15 protein-coding genes and 1 tRNA gene are annotated in these 16,542 nt (G+C 60.6%); 7 read left to right on the top strand and 9 right to left on the bottom strand.

What is annotated here, in order from left to right; genetic code table 11:
* Positions 1-2 precede the first annotated feature (2 nt).
* Positions 3-1,682 carry an AAA family ATPase gene (locus FJ950_RS10330; RefSeq protein WP_140616712.1) on the top strand — a complete coding sequence of 560 codons (1,680 nt, stop codon included), beginning with the start codon at positions 3-5 and terminating at the stop codon, positions 1,680-1,682.
* Positions 1,682-2,608 carry a hypothetical protein gene (locus tag FJ950_RS10325; RefSeq protein ID WP_140616711.1) on the top strand — a complete coding sequence of 309 codons (927 nt, stop codon included), beginning with the start codon at positions 1,682-1,684 and terminating at the stop codon, positions 2,606-2,608. The genes FJ950_RS10330 and FJ950_RS10325 overlap by 1 nt, the downstream gene beginning before the upstream one ends.
* 35 nt (positions 2,609-2,643) lie before the next feature.
* Here FJ950_RS10325 and FJ950_RS10320 read toward each other — a convergent pair whose 3' ends face one another.
* From FJ950_RS10320 to FJ950_RS10300, 5 genes are all read right to left on the bottom strand, one after another.
* Positions 2,644-2,934 (bottom strand): hypothetical protein, encoded by a 291-nt coding sequence (locus FJ950_RS10320; protein ID WP_140616710.1) that lies wholly within the window; start codon positions 2,932-2,934, stop codon positions 2,644-2,646.
* Between the two features lie 325 nt (positions 2,935-3,259).
* The gene (locus FJ950_RS10315) at positions 3,260-4,453 is read right to left on the bottom strand and encodes a hypothetical protein (RefSeq protein ID WP_140616709.1); all 1,194 of its coding nucleotides are present in this window, start codon (positions 4,451-4,453) and stop codon (positions 3,260-3,262) included.
* A 706-nt stretch (positions 4,454-5,159) separates the two neighbouring features.
* Positions 5,160-5,234, bottom strand: a tRNA-Glu gene (locus tag FJ950_RS10310).
* An 89-nt stretch (positions 5,235-5,323) separates the two neighbouring features.
* Positions 5,324-5,731 carry a VOC family protein gene (locus tag FJ950_RS10305; protein ID WP_140616708.1) on the bottom strand — a complete coding sequence of 136 codons (408 nt, stop codon included), beginning with the start codon at positions 5,729-5,731 and terminating at the stop codon, positions 5,324-5,326.
* A 36-nt stretch (positions 5,732-5,767) separates the two neighbouring features.
* Entirely contained in the window at positions 5,768-6,151 is a 384-nt protein-coding gene (locus FJ950_RS10300) for a fimbrial protein (RefSeq protein WP_140616707.1), read from the bottom strand.
* Positions 6,152-6,177: 26 nt separating this feature from the next.
* Here FJ950_RS10300 and FJ950_RS10295 point away from each other — a divergent pair, with 26 nt between their 5' ends.
* Together FJ950_RS10295 and rpoH are read left to right on the top strand one after the other, a co-directional pair.
* Complete coding sequence (locus FJ950_RS10295; protein WP_140616706.1) at positions 6,178-7,233, top strand: RluA family pseudouridine synthase; 1,056 nt, start codon at positions 6,178-6,180, stop codon at positions 7,231-7,233.
* Between the two features lie 190 nt (positions 7,234-7,423).
* A complete protein-coding gene (rpoH, locus tag FJ950_RS10290; protein ID WP_015315375.1) occupies positions 7,424-8,335 on the top strand; it encodes an RNA polymerase sigma factor RpoH in 912 nt (303 codons plus the stop codon).
* An 86-nt stretch (positions 8,336-8,421) separates the two neighbouring features.
* Here the strand turns inward: rpoH and FJ950_RS10285 are convergent, their stop codons facing one another.
* The 4 genes from FJ950_RS10285 to FJ950_RS10270 all read right to left on the bottom strand — a co-directional run bounded on the left by FJ950_RS10285 (position 8,422) and on the right by FJ950_RS10270 (position 10,957).
* On the bottom strand, positions 8,422-9,294 hold the full coding sequence (locus FJ950_RS10285) for an MBL fold metallo-hydrolase (protein ID WP_140616705.1): 873 nt from the start codon (positions 9,292-9,294) through the stop codon (positions 8,422-8,424).
* A gap of 145 nt (positions 9,295-9,439) precedes the next feature.
* Positions 9,440-10,099 (bottom strand): peroxiredoxin, encoded by a 660-nt coding sequence (locus FJ950_RS10280; protein ID WP_015315373.1) that lies wholly within the window; start codon positions 10,097-10,099, stop codon positions 9,440-9,442.
* A gap of 208 nt (positions 10,100-10,307) precedes the next feature.
* Positions 10,308-10,673 carry a cell division protein ZapA gene (locus tag FJ950_RS10275; RefSeq protein WP_140616704.1) on the bottom strand — a complete coding sequence of 122 codons (366 nt, stop codon included), beginning with the start codon at positions 10,671-10,673 and terminating at the stop codon, positions 10,308-10,310.
* A gap of 11 nt (positions 10,674-10,684) precedes the next feature.
* Positions 10,685-10,957, bottom strand: coding sequence for a DUF4164 domain-containing protein (locus FJ950_RS10270; protein WP_006200774.1), 273 nt, complete (start codon positions 10,955-10,957; stop codon positions 10,685-10,687).
* Positions 10,958-11,217: 260 nt separating this feature from the next.
* Between FJ950_RS10270 and tkt the strand changes: the two genes are divergently transcribed.
* From tkt to FJ950_RS10255, 3 genes are all read left to right on the top strand, one after another.
* Positions 11,218-13,209, top strand: a complete 1,992-nt coding sequence (gene tkt, locus FJ950_RS10265; protein WP_140616703.1) for a transketolase — start codon at positions 11,218-11,220, stop codon at positions 13,207-13,209.
* A gap of 211 nt (positions 13,210-13,420) precedes the next feature.
* Positions 13,421-14,431, top strand: a complete 1,011-nt coding sequence (gene gap / locus FJ950_RS10260) for a type I glyceraldehyde-3-phosphate dehydrogenase (protein WP_015315369.1) — start codon at positions 13,421-13,423, stop codon at positions 14,429-14,431.
* 186 nt (positions 14,432-14,617) lie between these two features.
* Complete coding sequence (locus FJ950_RS10255; protein WP_140616702.1) at positions 14,618-16,498, top strand: potassium/proton antiporter; 1,881 nt, start codon at positions 14,618-14,620, stop codon at positions 16,496-16,498.
* Positions 16,499-16,542 lie beyond the last annotated feature (44 nt).

The following is a 16,542-nucleotide window of genomic DNA, read 5'->3' as shown; positions in this document are numbered from 1 at the left end:
AAATGCGCCTCAGCCGGATTGAGATCGAAAACTTCAAGGCGATCGGAACCGCGCAGGCGATCGATCTGAAACCGATCACCTTGTTGTTCGGCCCGAACAGTGCGGGCAAGAGCACGATTCTCCAAGCGCTGCACTATCTTCGCGAAATTCTCGAGCGGCGGAATGCCGACCCTGATCAGACCATCGCCGGCGGCTTGATCGATCTGGGTGGGTTTGCCACGCTGATTCACGGCCACGATTTGAACCGCAGCATAGTGATCAAGGTGGCCATCGATGATGTGGACGGTCATTGGTCCGAGCGACTGCCTTTGAACTCGGGGGGCTCCTTGAACTCGGCGGAGTTCGAAAACCTGCCTCTCCGCTACCTTGTGGGCGAGAACACCGATCTGAAGGATTACGCGGTGGTGCAATCCATCGGCGTTAGCCTGTCGATCTCGTGGAGCGATTTGCTGGTCGGCCCTTATGTCGCAGCGATCACTGTGAGTATGGATGATGCGGATATAGCCACGTTGTCGTCGCCGGCTCAGGCCGGTCAGGCGATATTGTCAAATTTCAACTTTGATCACCCGCTGTTCCGTCGTTTTCGAGACGCAGATGAGCCGTCAGATCCAGACGAGGAGATGTCTCCGTATCCCTTTGCGGATGAAATCCTCAATCTGTCCAGGCAAATGTCCAGAGATAGCGAGTTGGAACCCCAGGACTACCGCGTTGGTGTAGAAACGGGGTTGGGCGCGTTGCCGGACTTGAACAGACCCCTAGTGAGCGACCTGCGCGACCCTCAGGTCAAGAAATTCGAGTTGGAGAGTAAGACGCCGCGAGTGCGCGGTCTGAACGCGCTTCTTGACGAGGTGGTGGTCGGCCCCTTGCGAATGACGCGCGATTATCTCAGCGCCATGACATACATTGGCCCTCTGCGCGAGATTCCGAGCCGCAAGTACCGACCGAGGCTGTCGCCTGATGAATCACGGTGGGCGCATGGCCTAGCCGCATGGGACCTGCTTTACACGGACCACTCGGGCAAGCTCTTGGATGAGGTGAATGCTTGGCTGGGCGGCGAAGAAAAGCTGAAGACCGACTACCGGCTTGAGAAATCCCAGTTCAAGGAAGTTCCGGTTCCCGGCCGATTCCACCAGATTTTTGAGCGAGGTCTCGCCGAAGACGATCTTGGCGAACTGCAAGAGCTTTATGCCACTCTCGGCGCGCGGTCCGAAATTGCCCTCTTCGATTTCGAAAAGGGCATCATTGTCGCGCCGAGTGATGTCGGCGTTGGCATATCGCAGATGATCCCTGTGATCGTCAGCTGCCTCCGGGGTCAACAGGGCATTCTCGCCATCGAGCAGCCGGAGCTGCACGTTCACCCGGCCATTCAGGTCGGCCTGGGCGATCTTTTCATTCAGGCGGTTCAGTCGCGCGAAAGCATCGTCGGCGCGGGCAAGACCCTGCTTGTCGAAACCCATAGCGAGCACATCATGCTGCGCCTTCTTCGGCGCATCCGAGAGACGACCGAGAACGAAATACCGCCCGGCGTGATCGGCCTTTCAACGAATGACTTGTCTGTGATCTACGTGGAAAGCGCGGATAGCGGTGTGCGTTTTCAATCGCTTCGCGTGGATAGCGAAGGCGAGTTTGTTGATCGCTGGCCGAAGGGCTTCTTTGAAGAGCGTGCCGAGGAGCTCTTCTGATGCTGTTCGAGTACGCGGTTGAGCCGCAAGCCATTGGTTCAAGCTGGCAGAATTTTCGCTATCTGATCGAGAAGTTCGGCTTTGATCGTGGGCGCTTGATTTCCCAATTCCCGAAAGCCTGGTTCAAAGAGGTCTACACGGCCTCGGCTGCAATGAAACCAGTCGAGCGCAAGCGGCTCGAAGAAATTCTTAATCAGGCAAAGCACTCCAAAGTTATTCGTTCTGGCCGACCGTATGATCCGGGGCTTGGCAATTGGCTTCAGAATGCCATCTCGCAGAACGCCGTCACACCGTTTCACGCCATAATTGCCGAAGAAAATCCGACCGCACTTGCGGAAGTACTGCTTGTGAACGATGTGGACGAAATGAATCCGCTGATGCTCTCAGCGCATACATGGGAAGTGGGACGGGTCGGTGCGACGTTGGCACAGGCTATGGCGCCGCTTCTCAAATCTGCGAAGAGAGTGCTCTTCGTCGATCGATATTTCGATATCAGCAAAGGTCCGTACAAAGAGACCCTCAAAGCGTGCCTCGATACTCTCAATGCGGCGGGGATCAACGGCATTCGTTGCGAAATCCACTTTTGCGATCACGACAAGAGGCCGTCGCCCGACTTCGTTGAGAAAGAAGCGCATAAGTGGCTTCACGGCATACTGCCCGCCGGGATGTCGATTGCTCTCTTCAGTTGGAAAGAAAGAGTTGGCGGAGCCGACTTTCATGCCCGGTATCTGCTGACCGACGTCGGTGGGATTAACGTTGAGGCAGGGTTCTCGGCGGAGGGCGCACATCAAACAGTTCAGTTTGCCCTACTAACGGCTGATCTCGCGCAAAGTAGACTGACCGCGCTCGATCGCACTTCGACCGTCTACGAACTAGTCGGCCCGGTTTTAGAGATTCGATCCGACGGAAGTGTTGTTCGAGTTTAGACATTCACGCGGCGCTTACCGCGCATGTGGGGCCGCTACCAGTCGATTGACTTCGCCAACTCCGCGTTGGTCAACCACATTGCTTCGAATTGACGCTCTTTCTCGCGCTCCGCTTCGAGACGGGAGCTGGTCTCCGCCAGTAACGCGCCGGCCGGCCAGTCAGAACCGCCGCAGTCGCTGGTCCCAGTTCGATACAGACGCTTGACAGCCTGTCCCGCGCCCTTTGGTTTGCCACGCCAAAACTCGCTTGCGCGGATGCGGTGTTCTTGTTCCCGCAACACTCTCATTGTGTCTTCGTCGCGCGTTCGCATGCTGGACATGCTCATTTGTGAGGCTTTCACCTTTCGATAGGCCTATTTTCGATCAGCCATCGCAGAGAATCCGACGGATCATCTGCGACGAGTCACTTCGCTGCCTCCAAGGCGACCATCTGATCGACCGCATTAAGCAAGTTTGGCTGGGGGCCGAATGCCGACGAGGGTACCTTTACCGGTAGGAGCCGGTCCAGGTTTCTTCCGCGTCGATCTGAAAACCCTAATAACACGGTTGTTGATCAGCGAGAAGTTTCCCGGGTCCCCACCGGCAAGATCACCGTCGCCGGTAAATGCGGCAACGCCTACGCCCTGCTTGGTGGCGCGATCAATCATCCGGTTAGCCGGATTTGGGCTGGGTACTGGCAGCGACAAGCGTAGGCGTTCCCTCTACGTCCAGACGGTCTCGCTGGACCCGTCGCATGAGGTACCCACGCGATGCTATGGTTGCGCCTAATTTAAATGACGGGTTCTCCTGCATATCCCGAAAGATGCCCGGCTCGACGTAGCATGTAACTAATTTGCCGCGACGAGACATCATAACAAACGAGTTTCTGCGCGCATTGATAATTTGAATTGTTCCCGTTTCAACAACGGGTCGCATCTCGGCCACCTTAAAGGCTCGAAAGATTCTCTCTCCAGCATTCTCCTGAACAACCAACGAGTCGGTTCTTCCGTTTCTGTAGGATGAAAACTCAGCCCGTTCAATTATACTTTCACCTGTCGGAATCACGTTTTGTATTTGATCCAGCAGTGAGAACCGCTCCTCCACCAGACCAGGTTTTAAGTCACCCTTATTCGCTTCATCAACTATCTCGTCCATCGCATCAAAGAATAAATCACGTTGGCTGGAGAATTCGCCGTAAAAATCGTGCTGATCAATCGACTTCTCTCTCAGTATCCTACGAAGGTTTTGGCTATCAAATATTGGGTCGTTAATAGCTAGAATCAAACTACCGAATTCCGGCTGGTCTATGGTGAAATCAAATGTAGATGTCTTTGTTCCAACGAGTAAGGCTGGGCTCAATATGCCGCGAGCCGCATCATAAGCGTTATCGATAATTCGCCTAAAAATACCATACCGCATGGCGGCAGCGCTAATTTCATCGCCGTCAAAGCCCATACCGAAAAATGCTTTAGCCTGCGAATAGCTATTTGGCGCGGATTTTGTGTACGAGCGCAGAGCGACACTTTTGTCCGGCAGAAACCCAGCAGGAAGCTCACGCCGTGGGCATTCCCAGTGGCGGCGAACGACCAAACCGTTCTCAACCTCTACAATCCAGTAATAATCATGACGTAGAGCGCCCCGCAACGAAATTGCGCCCTCATAGAGGGCCGATATAATTGTTGAGTCCGTTTGGGAGACTAGATATATATCAGAATCTTCTGTCTCATCAACCTTAAGGAATATTACGTTAATAAAGCCAATGTGGCTAGTGAATACCTGAGGGCCGTCATGCTCGTAAAGAATCTTTTCTGGAACAACTTCGTTGCCGCTCCATGCCACATCATAACGTTGGCTAGCCTCCCACATTTTCTAAGTTACCTCTTCCGGTTTTAAGGCGACCGAAAATTTCGCTGACACGTCCAAATCGCGCACCTTCCAAAACGTATGGTGGTCCGGCTGATCGTTTGTTGGCGTAGCCATTAATTCGCCGTCACTAGGGTCAAGCTTACCCGAAACAACGAAGCGACGTCTAAAAACGGGTATTAGCTTCCGCCCATGCTGTGCAGCTTCCAAAGATGGCCAGACCGAGCAACCCCAATGCTGGCATACCGAAGGATTGCTGTATTTCTTCTGGCACTCTACGTCTGACTTAAAATCGTCAGATGAGGCAGGAACTTTTTTGACGCTGCGAAAAACAACTTGGTTTGCAGGTTGTGCCCCATTTGGCGGGCAAGCCGATGGAATGTCCACGTGATATACGTATGGCAAGTGTGCTGGGCCCCCTAAGCAATGCGTGCACCCTAGCTGTTGGCCAGTCACGTGGCAATCTACTACTGTGTCACGCTGCGGATCTTGTGCGGCGGCTAGTCCAATTCTACGCGCTCTTGATGCTGTCAGCCACCGAGCACCATACTAACATTTTTGTGTGGCGGTTGGCCGGCTCCTGATGCGATGGATCGACCAGCGCCGAACAGCCTGTTCCTAGTCGTCATCGTTCGCTACCGTACATAGCCGTTTATTCGGTGAATATTCGACGCTACAGAGCGCAAGTGGTCTAAGTTGTTGATTTCATTGGTACGCCCAAGGGGAATCGAACCCCTGTTCCCGCCGTGAGAGGGCGGTGTCCTGACCGCTAGACGATGGGCGCGCTCAAGAAGGGGCGATATAGGCTGACGGCCGGGAAAAAGCAACTGGGGTTCGGCGGCTTTGCCGCATCGAATGAAAAGCCGCCCCGCGTTACCGTTTCGGCTGGATCAGGTCCCACAGATTGCCATGCAGATCGGCGAAAACCGCCACCGTGCCATAGGCTTCGTGACGCGGCGCCTCGCGGAATTCGACGCCCTTGTCCAGCATCGCTGCATGGTCGCCGGCAAAATCGTCGGTTTCGAGGAAGAGAAAAACCCGGCCGCCGGTCTGGTTGCCGATGCTTTTCCTCTGCGTCTCGTCGGACGCCTCGGCCAGCAACAGCCTGGCGCCCTGCCCCTCGGCCGGCGCGACCGTGACCCAGCGTTTGCCGCCGCCGAGATCGACATCCTCCGTCAGCGTAAAACCCAGCCGCTCGACATACCAGGCGATCGCCTCGTCATAGCTGGCGACGACCAGCGCCACGGTCGCGACACGACGGTGTTCGGCGAAGCCGGTCATGTCGGTGGCAAATGTGTTTGCCGCATTGGCGCCGGCCTATTTGTTGCGGATCGCAAAACGGCCGATCAGGCGGCGCTCGGCGATATCGTAGACGAAGATCGCACGGCTGCCGTCGGCAAGCTCGGCGTCGATCGAAAGGCGGCTGCCCGACAGTGACTGACCGACCACCCTGGCGCCAACCGGCAGAACGATGTCCCCGCTGAGCGGTTCGCCAGCGGGCACCTGGACGTCGCCGGCCAGCGGCGGGCTCACCGGCGTTGCCTTGCGTGATTTGTAGACAATCGCCGCGATCACCACCATAAGAGCCAGAAAGAGCAGGCCGAGATTGATGGCCATGAAGCGGATGAGCTTGCCGCGCAGCTTGTCGACTTCGGGGGCGAGCGGTTTTTCCTGCTCTTCATCGGCATCGGGCCGGGCCATGGCAAACATTCCGGAATGGTTTTTCGATGAGCGCTCATAGCGAAGAGGCCCCCGAATTGATAGAGGACCTGTTGATAGAGGCCGCGCCCACCTTGCTGGTCGCCGGCGCGGATGCGGCCGGCCAACGGCTCGATCAGTGGCTGGCGGCAGCCCTTGGCCCGGACATGTCACGCAGTCGCGTGCAGATGCTGATCAGGCAAGGCGCCGTCGTCATCGACGGCAAGCCGGTCGACGAAACCAAGCGCAAGATGCGCGCGGGCGAAAATGTGTCCGTAGCCATGCCGGAACCGGAGCCGGCGCAGCCGCAGGGCGAGAACATTGCGCTCGACGTGCTCTACGAAGACGACGAGTTGATCGTCATCAACAAGCCGGCGGGGCTCGTCGTGCACCCCGGCGCCGGCAATTGGACCGGCACGCTGGTCAATGCGCTGATTCATCATTGCGGCGACAGCCTGTCTGGCATTGGCGGGGTGCGCCGCCCGGGCATCGTCCACCGCCTCGACAAGGAGACCAGCGGCGTCATGGTGGTCGCCAAGACCGACCGTGCCCACAAGGCTCTGTCGGAGGCGTTCGCCGACCACGGCCTGACCGGCGATCTCGAGCGCGCCTACCTGGCGCTGGTCTGGGGCATACCGCAGAGGCCGACCGGAACGATCGATGCACCGCTTGGCCGCGCCTCCGACCGGGTTCGCCGCGCCGTGGTGCCGGAAGGCCGCGACGACGCACGCCACGCGGTCACCCGTTTTGCCGTGCAGGAGCGTTTCGGCGAGGGCCAGCGGGAATTCGCTGCCGCTAGCCTCGTCGAATGCCGGCTGGAAACCGGTCGCACCCACCAGATCCGCGTCCACATGGCCCATATCGGCCATCCCGTGATTGGCGACCCGGACTACGGGCTAGCCTTCCGCACCAAGGCCAATCGGCTGCCCGAACCGCTGAAACGCCAGGTCGAGGCATTTTCCCGGCAAGCTTTGCATGCATGGCTCCTTGCATTTCGGCACCCGACTACCCATCTAACGATGAGGTTCGAGGCGCCGTTACCGGGGGACATGGAGGAACTCGTCGGCGGCTTTCGCAAGCTCTGAACCTGCCATCAAAAAACCTGAGTGGCATTGTTCACTTCAGCGTGACACACTGTTTCGTGTTGAACAAATGCCTGTCTTTTCTGGTTTTGTTCCTGTATAAGATCTGTTGTCGCGAGCGAGCCTTTTGGTGTTCGCGTCACATGCCTGCCGCGTTTCGGGGGCATCACTCCAATAGAGAGGGGGCGCTATCATGGCCCAGTCATTACCCAGTATCGTTTCCGGTGAAGGCGGCCTCAGCCGCTATCTGGAAGAAATCCGCCGCTTTCCCATGCTTCAGCCGCAGGAAGAGTACATGCTCGCCAAGCGTTACGCCGAGCATGAAGACACCACGGCCGCGCACAAGCTCGTCACCAGCCATTTGAGGCTCGTCGCCAAGATCGCCATGGGCTATCGCGGCTATGGCCTGCCGATCGGCGAAGTGATCTCGGAAGGCAATGTCGGCCTCATGCAGGCCGTCAAGAAATTCGAACCCGAGCGCGGTTTTCGCCTCGCCACCTACGCCATGTGGTGGATCAAGGCCTCGATCCAGGAATACATCCTGCGCTCGTGGAGCCTGGTCAAGATGGGCACGACCGCCAACCAGAAGCGTCTGTTCTTCAATCTCCGCAAGGTGAAGGGCAAGATCCAGGCGCTGGACGATGGCGACCTCAAGCCCGACCAGATCGCCGAAATCGCCACGCGGCTGAACGTTTCCGAGGCCGAAGTGGTGTCGATGAACCGCCGCCTGTCCGGCGACGCGTCACTCAACGCGCCGATCCGGGCGACGGAAGGCGAGTCCGGCGAATGGCAGGACTGGCTGGTCGACGACCACGAAAGCCAGGAAGAGATGCTGATCGAGCAGGACGAGCTGGAAAACCGGCGCGGCATGCTGTCGGGCGCTCTGGCCGTGCTCAACGATCGCGAGCGGCGCATCTTCGAGGCGCGCCGCCTCGCCGAGGAGCCGCTGACGCTCGAGGAACTGTCGGCCGAGTTCGACATCAGCCGCGAGCGCGTGCGGCAGATCGAGGTGCGCGCCTTCGAGAAGGTGCAGGATGCGGTCAAGGCCGCCGCCAAGCGACAGATGCAGGCGCTGCGCACGATCGAGGCACAGCCGGCGGCTTAAAGCCGGCTTCGCGCAGGAAGTAGCAGGGCGGCGTCAGGAAACTGGCGCCGCTTTTTTTGTACGCCGCAGCCGGGACGACGGTTGCCTCAAAGCGAATCCAGCGGAAATTTGAGGTAGCGCCGACCATTGGCTTCCGGCTCTGGCAGCCGCCCCCCATTGATGTTGACCTGCAGCGCATGCAGGATCAGCCGCGGCATCGGCAATGTGCGATCGCGCGCCTCGCGTAGCGCAACGAACTCGGCCTCTGTACGCGCGGCGACAAGATGGATGTTGGTCGCCTTCTGCGCCGCGACCGTGCTTTCCCACATCGGTTCGCGCCCGCCGGCCTGGTAATCATGGCCGACGAACAGCCGGGTTTCCTCCGGCAAGGCCAGGATGCCCTGGATCGAGCGCCACAACCGCGCGGCGCTTCCACCGGGAAAATCCGTTCTTGCCGTGCCGCTGTCGGGCATGAACAGGGTGTCGTGGATGAAGCCGGCGTCACCGATCACATAGGTGATCGATGCCAATGTATGTCCAGGCGAGAACAGCACCTTGACCGGAAGGGTTCCGATCCGGAAGGTCTCGCCCTCGGCGAACAGCCTGTCCCATTGTGAGCCGTCAGCCGGAAGGTCCGGCCAGTTATAGATCACCTTCCACAGTGCCTGGACGTCGACGACCCTGTCGCCGATGGCCATCGGCGCGCCGGTCCTCTGTTTCAGGTAATGCGCCGCCGAGAAATGGTCGGCGTGGGGATGGGTATCGAGGATCCACTCGAGCTCCAGCCCGTTTTCCCCAATGAAATCGAGCAAGCTATCCGCGCTCATCGTACTCGTCGCGCCGGATTTTTCATCGAAGTCGAGGATTGGATCGATAATGGCGCATCGCTTCGTCGCCAGGTCAGCGACGACATACTGGATGGCCCCGGTCGGCTTGTCATAAAAGCCGCTGACCAGCGGCTTCGCCAAAGTTATCTGCACGTCCGGCTTCCCCAGACCTAGCCGGCAGGAACGATTTTCTCCGCCGGAACCCACCGTGAGCATGGTTGTCCGCCCCGACGAACCAGTCAAGCATGACTTGGTTCGCAGGAGCGGAAAACGCCGGAAACCATTCCGGCGTGCTGGCTCAGGCGGAGGGCTGCTTGGTCTTCCTGAGATAGGGCAGGATGGTCTCGTAGGCGCCGAAGCGCTTGATCGCATCCTCGTTGGAAACGGCGGCGGTGATGATGACGTCCTCACCTTGTTTCCAGTTCGCCGGCGTCGCCACTTGATGCTTGGCGGTGAGCTGCATGGAATCGACCGCCCGCAGGATCTCGTCGAAGTTGCGCCCCGTGGTCATCGGGTAGGTAAGCACCAGCTTGATCTTCTTGTCCGGCCCGATGACGTAGACCGAGCGCACGGTGGCGTTGTCGGCGGGTGTGCGGCCTTCCGAAGTTTCGCCGGCGCCGCCTGGCAGCATGTCATAAAGCTTGGCGACCTTGAGGTCCTTGTCGCCGATCAGCGGATAATGCACCGAATGGCCGGTCGCAGTCTTGATGTCGTCCTGCCATTTGCCATGGCTTTCGACAGGGTCGACCGAAATGCCGATGATCTTGACGTTGCGCTTCTTGAACTCACCCTCGAGCCCGGCCATCGTGCCAAGCTCGGTCGTGCAGACCGGCGTGAAATTCTTCGGATGGCTGAACAGGATCGCCCAGCCGTCGCCGATCCAGTCATGGAATTTGATGGCTCCCTGCGTGGTCTCGGCGGTGAAGTCCGGCGCGATATCGTTGATACGAAGACTCATGACCTATCCCTACCCCTTGTGAATGTGGCCGGATCTTCGCCGCCCGGCGCCCGGCACCTGATCGTAGCACCGCAGCGCGACTGATTAAACGCTGGAGATGACGGCCATTCACTCGATGGGCAAAAATTTTTCCCCACACGCGGGATCAGGCCAAAAATACGTCGTGGTATCGGGCATGAGACAAGCGGCAGGGATCAGCGAAGACGCCTCAGGCCTTGTTGATTGCCAGCGTCGCCGTCAAATCTTCCATCCGCTGCGCCAGGGCGCCGAGCGCGCTGGTCAGCACGCTGTCGCTCTTGTCGGCCTTGGTCAGCGCCTCGTCGCGCGTCTTGCGCAAGGTCAGCACTTCGCTTTCCATGCCCTTGACGCGCTTCTGCAGCTCGGAAAGCTCGTCCATCACCATGATGCCGGCCATGACGGTCAGCCGCTGGTCGCCGATCTCGCCGAAGGAATCCTTCAGGTGCGAGACATAGCGGTCGAAACGCTCGGCGAGATCGATCAGATGCTCTTCCTGACCCTCGTCGCAGGCCATGCGGTACTGCTTGCCGTCGATTGAAACCGTGACCTGTGCCATCGGGCCAGCTCCTATCTGTCCAACACGGCGCGGATGGTTTCCATCGCGGTCACCAGCCGTCGCGACACTTCCTTGTTGGCGTCTTCCAGCCGTTCTGCGCGCGCTTCGGAATTGTCGAGTTCCTGCGCCAACCGCGAGCGGTCGGCATTCATCCGCTGTACCTCGGCCTCGGCTTCCGAATAGTCGCGTTCATGCTCGAGCTTGGCCGCGACGGCGTTTTCCAGCCCTTCGATGGCCTTGCCCAGCCTGGCGATCACTTCCTTGAGCGTGGTTTCCCCGGTCATGGCTTCGTCCTGTGCCTGCCCATCACCGAATCGTTCGCGTTCAGAACGCGTTATCCCGGAAACATTAGGCACCGGGTGAAGGCAACGTCAATAAAGCTCTCGCGACTGTCCCCCGCTAACGCTAAAGTAGGTCCGCCGCCGACATCACAAGACCGGCAAATCTGCACCCGATTTGTTGACTAAAAGCCCGCGCCTGCTATGTGTCGCGCACCCTTTTCAAGGGCTCTCCCAAGCCCCCAAACCCCCACCCTGGAGGTACCATGACGTCGCGTGAACAACATGACCGGATGGCCAATGCGATCCGTTTTCTCTCCATGGACGCCGTCGAGAAGGCGAATTCCGGCCATCCCGGGCTGCCCATGGGCTGCGCCGACATTGCCACGGTGCTGTTCACCCGCTTCCTGAAATACGACCCCAAGGCCCCGCATTGGGCCGACCGTGACCGCTTCATCCTCTCGGCGGGCCATGGTTCGATGCTGCTCTATTCGTTGCTGCACCTGACCGGCTACGAAGACATGACCATCGACCAGATCAAGCACTTCCGCCAGTTGGGCTCGAAAACCGCCGGCCACCCCGAATATGGCCACGCCACCGGCATCGAGACCACGACCGGCCCGCTCGGCCAGGGCCTCGCCAATTCGGTTGGCTTCGCGCTCGGCGAGCGCATCATGAACGCCGCCTTCGGCAACGACCTTGTCGACCATTACACCTATGTGCTGGCCGGCGACGGCTGCCTGATGGAAGGTGTTTCCCAGGAAGCCATCGCCCTTGCCGGTCACCTCAAGCTCAACAAGCTGATTGTCTTCTGGGACAACAACAACATCTCGATCGACGGTCCGGTTTCGCTCGCCGACAACACCGACCAGGTCGCGCGCTTCCAGGCCTCCGGCTGGAACGCCAGCCACATCGACGGCACCGATCCGGAAGCGATCGCCTATGCCATCGAGGCCGCCCGCCATTCCGACAAGCCGACGATGATCGCCTGCAAGACGACCATCGGCTTCGGCGCCCCGACCAAGGCCGGCACCAACAAGGCGCACGGCTCGCCGCTCGGCCCAGATGAGATCGCTGGCGCGCGCAAGTTCTTCAACTGGGACTCGCCGCCCTTCGAGATCCCGGCCGACATTCTCGATGCCTGGCGCTCCGCCGGCAAGGCCGGCGTCAAGGCGCGCACGGACTGGGAAGGCCGCCTGGCCAAGGCCGATCCGAAGCTGAAGGCCGAGTTCGAGCGCCGCGCCAGTGGCAAGCTGCCGGCGAATTTCGACGCTGTCATCGCCGACTACAAGAAGAAGCTTTCAGCCGACAAGCCGAAGGTCGCGACCCGCAAGTCGTCGGAAATGGCGCTGGAAGTCATCAATGGCGCGGTGCCGGAAACCATCGGCGGCTCGGCCGACCTGACCGGCTCCAACAACACCAAGACCAGCCAGACCAAGAACATCACGCCGGACGATTACGGCCAGCGTTATGTCCATTACGGCATCCGCGAACACGGCATGGCTGCCGCGATCAACGGCCTGACGCTGCATGGCGGCCTTATCGCCTATGGCGGCACCTTCCTGTGCTTCTCCGACTATGCCCGCCCCTCGATGCGGCTTGCCTCGCTGATGGGCATCCGCTCGATCTTCGTCATGACCCATGATTCCATCGGTCTTGGCGAAGACGGGCCGACCCACCAGCCGGTCGAGCACATGGCGGCCCTGCGCGCCATTCCCAACCACAATGTGTTCCGTCCGGCCGACGCGGTGGAAACCGCCGAATGCTGGCAGATCGCGCTCGAATCCGAAAAGACGCCGTCGACCCTGGCGCTGACCCGCCAGAACCTGCCGACGGTGCGCACCGAGTTCACCGAAAAGAACCTGAGCAGCCAGGGGGCCTATGAACTCGCCGCCGCCAGCGGCCAAGCCGCGGTGACGATCTTCGCCACCGGTTCCGAGGTCGAGATCGCGCTTGGCGCACGCGACCTTCTGGAAAAACATGGCCATCCGACCCGTGTCGTCTCGGTGCCTTGCTTCGAACTGTTCGACAAGCAGACCGACGCCTATCGCAAGAAGACGATCGGCGACGCACCGATCAAGATGGCGATCGAGGCCGGCATCCGCCAGGGCTGGGATCATCTCATCGGCTCGGACGGCATCTTCATCGGCATGACCGGCTTCGGTGCGAGCGGTACGATCGAACAGCTTTATCCGCATTTCGGCATCACCGCCGAGGCGGCCGCCAAGGCGGCGGAAGCCCGCCTGCACGGCAGATGAGGCCCGGGCATGTCGCCCAAAAGTGTCGCGGTCTTGAGATAACGACATGCACGAAACAAAATACCCGGCGAGATCGCGTGAAATGCGGTTTTGCCAGGCTGGCCCAACCTAATCGATTTAAATCCAGCCCGCTGCGGCTGGATTCTTTGCCCGTCCGCCGCTATGAAGCTGCGGATCAATCGTCTGCCCTCCAGCTCCCCGGGAGAGAAAAATGACTGTCAGAGTTGCCATCAACGGATTTGGCCGCATCGGCCGCAACATCCTGCGCGCCATCCATGAGTCCGGCCGCAAGGATATCGATGTCGTCGCCGTCAACGATCTCGGTCCGGTCGAGACCAACGCCCACCTGCTGCGCTTTGACAGCGTGCACGGCCGCTTTCCGCATGAAGTGTCGGTCGACGGCGACCAGATCAGCGTCGGCAAGGAGAAGTTCAAGGTCACCGCGATCAAGGATCCGACGCAGCTGCCGTGGAAGGAACTCGGCATCGACATTGCGCTCGAATGCACCGGCATCTTCACCGCCCGCGACAAGGCCGCCGCGCACCTGACCGCCGGCGCCAAGCGCGTGCTGGTCTCGGCGCCCGCCGACGGCGCTGACTTGACCGTCGTCTACGGCATCAACCACGACAAGCTGACCAAGGACCACATCGTCATCTCGAATGCGTCCTGCACCACCAACTGCCTGGCGCCGCTGGCGGCCGTCCTGCATGAGACGGTCGGCATCGAAAAGGGAATGATGACGACGATCCATTCCTACACGGGCGACCAGCCGACGCTGGACACCATGCACAAGGATCTCTACCGCGCCCGCGCCGCCGCCCTGTCGCAGATCCCGACCTCGACCGGTGCCGCCAAGGCGATCGGCCTCGTCCTGCCCGACCTCAAGGGCAAGCTCGACGGCATCTCGATCCGCGTGCCGACGCCGAACGTCTCGGTCGTCGACTTCAAGTTCATCGCCAAGCGCTCGACCACGGTCCAGGAAATCAACGAGGCGGTCATCGCCGCCTCCAACGGCAAGCTGAAGGGCATCCTCGGCGTCACCCATCACCCGAACGTGTCGATCGACTTCAACCACGATCCGCGCTCCTCGATCATGGCGCTCGACCAGACCAAGGTGATGGACGGCAACTTCGTTTCGGTGCTGTCCTGGTACGACAATGAATGGGGCTTTTCCAACCGCATGGGCGACACCGCGGTCGCTTTCGGCAAGACCATCGCCTGATCGACGATCGATCTTCCCGACACTCGAAACGCCCGGCCTCGTCCGGGCGTTTTCATTTGCTGGAGCAGCAACGCGAAAATCGGCGGCGCCGGGCAAAAAACCACCCTCCCGCCTTGCACTGGTCACGCCTTCGCCCCACTCTGCCGTGAAGCCAGGAGGCAGAGGAATTCGAGGGGCAAATCACGGATGGAGCATGCGATCTATCTCGTTACGCTGGTCGGCACGGCGCTTGTTGTCGCCGCGGCGTTTTCGAGCCTGATCGCCTTTCGCTTCGGCGCCCCGCTCCTGCTCCTGTTTCTGTGTATCGGGCTCGCCACCGGAACCGACGGGCTCGGTATCCAGTTCGACAATGCCCGCATCGCTTATTTTGCCGGCTCACTGGCGCTCGCCGTCATCCTGTTTGATTCCGGTTTCGGCACGCCACTCAACGCCCTGCGGCAGGCGGCAGGACCAGCCCTGTCGCTGGCGACCTTCGGCGTCCTTCTCACCACTGGCCTGTTCGGCGCCGCCGCCTACTACCTGCTCGACCTCAGCTGGCTGGAATCCTTCCTGCTCGGCGCAGCTGTCGCCTCGACCGACGCGGCGGCGGTGTTCTTCCTGCTGCGCGCCGGCGAGATCAATCTGCGCGAGCGCGTGCGCTCCACGCTCGAGGTGGAATCGGGCACCAATGATCCGATCGCCATCTTCCTGACCATCACGCTGGTCGAGATCATCGCCGCCCACGCCAACCCCGAAGCCAATGTCCTGGTCACCAATCTCATCCTCGGCTTCCTCATCAACATGGGGCTTGGCGCGATCGTCGGCGTGCTCGGCGGCCTCGCCATCGTGCGCCTTGTCGACCGGCTCAACCTCGACCATGGCCTGCTGCCGATCTTCGTGCTGACCCTGTCCTTGATGGTCTTTGCCGCCGCCGGTGCCATCGGCGGCTCCGGCTTCCTGGCGGTCTATATCGCCGGGCTCATCGCCGGCAATTCCGACATCCGCGCTGTCACCATCCTCAAGCGCTTCCAGGACGGCATGTCGTGGCTGGCGCAGATCATCATGTTCCTCATCCTCGGCCTGTTCGCGACGCCCTCGCAGTTCCCGGCGATCATGGTGCCTGCGATAGCGCTTGGCCTGTTCCTGATGTTCGTCGCCCGTCCTGTCGCGGTCTGGCTCTGCCTGGTCCCGTTCCGCCTGCCGCGTCCCGAAGTCGCCTTCGTCTCCTGGGTCGGCCTGCGCGGCGCCGTGTCCATCCTGCTCGCCATCACACCGCTGCTCGGCGGGCTGGAAAACGGCCGCACCATCTTCAACGCCGCCTTCATCATCGTTCTGGTGTCCCTGGTCATACAGGGCTGGACCGTCGGCCCGCTGGCGCGGCGCCTCGGCCTGATCGTGCCGGCCCGGCTCGGACCGCTGGACAAGGTCGAACTGGAACTGCCCGGCTCCGCGCATCACGAACTCCTTGCCTATCGTGTGGCGCCGGGCAGTCCGGTGGCGCGCGGCGAACGCATCCCGCGCTGGGCGCGGCCCTCGCTGGTGCTGCGTGACGGCCGCTCGATGCGTTTCCAGGACATGGGCCGGCTCGCCGCCGGCGATCAAGTCTACATCTTCGTGCCCGATCGCTATCCCCGCCTGCTCGACAAGCTGTTCGCCAGCCGCGCCGTCGTCGATCCGGAAGATGCCGATTTCTTCGGCGCATTCGCCGTCGATCCGGCGCGATCCGCCGCCGAACTGGAAGCCGCCTATGCGCCCGGTCTCAGCGAGGCCGAGCAGAAACAGACCGTCGGTGCCTTGGTCACGGCGCGGCTCGGCGGCCATGCCGAATATGCGGACCGCGTGCTGCTTGGTCCGATCGAGCTGATTGTGCGCGACGTCGACGACAAGGGCAAAATCACCGGGCTCGGCCTGTCCTTCGAGCCGACCGCGCCGGTGGCGCGCGTACCTGTCTTCCTGAGCGCCGGCGAGATCGGCGACCGTCTCGCCGCCTTTATCCGCAGCTGGCGCAAGCCGGCTGAGGCGCGGGGGGCCACACAGGCGGATGACACCCCTGAGCCCCCGGTCGAGAAAGCGTCGGCCGAAAGCTGACGCGGGCGACCGTTCGCCCCCTGACATAGGCCGGGCGGTCTTCA

The organism is Mesorhizobium sp. B2-3-14, assembly GCF_006442175.1.
Taxonomy (GTDB): Bacteria; Pseudomonadota; Alphaproteobacteria; order Rhizobiales; family Rhizobiaceae; genus Mesorhizobium; species Mesorhizobium australicum.
This window is presented reverse-complemented; position numbering and strand designations above follow the sequence as displayed.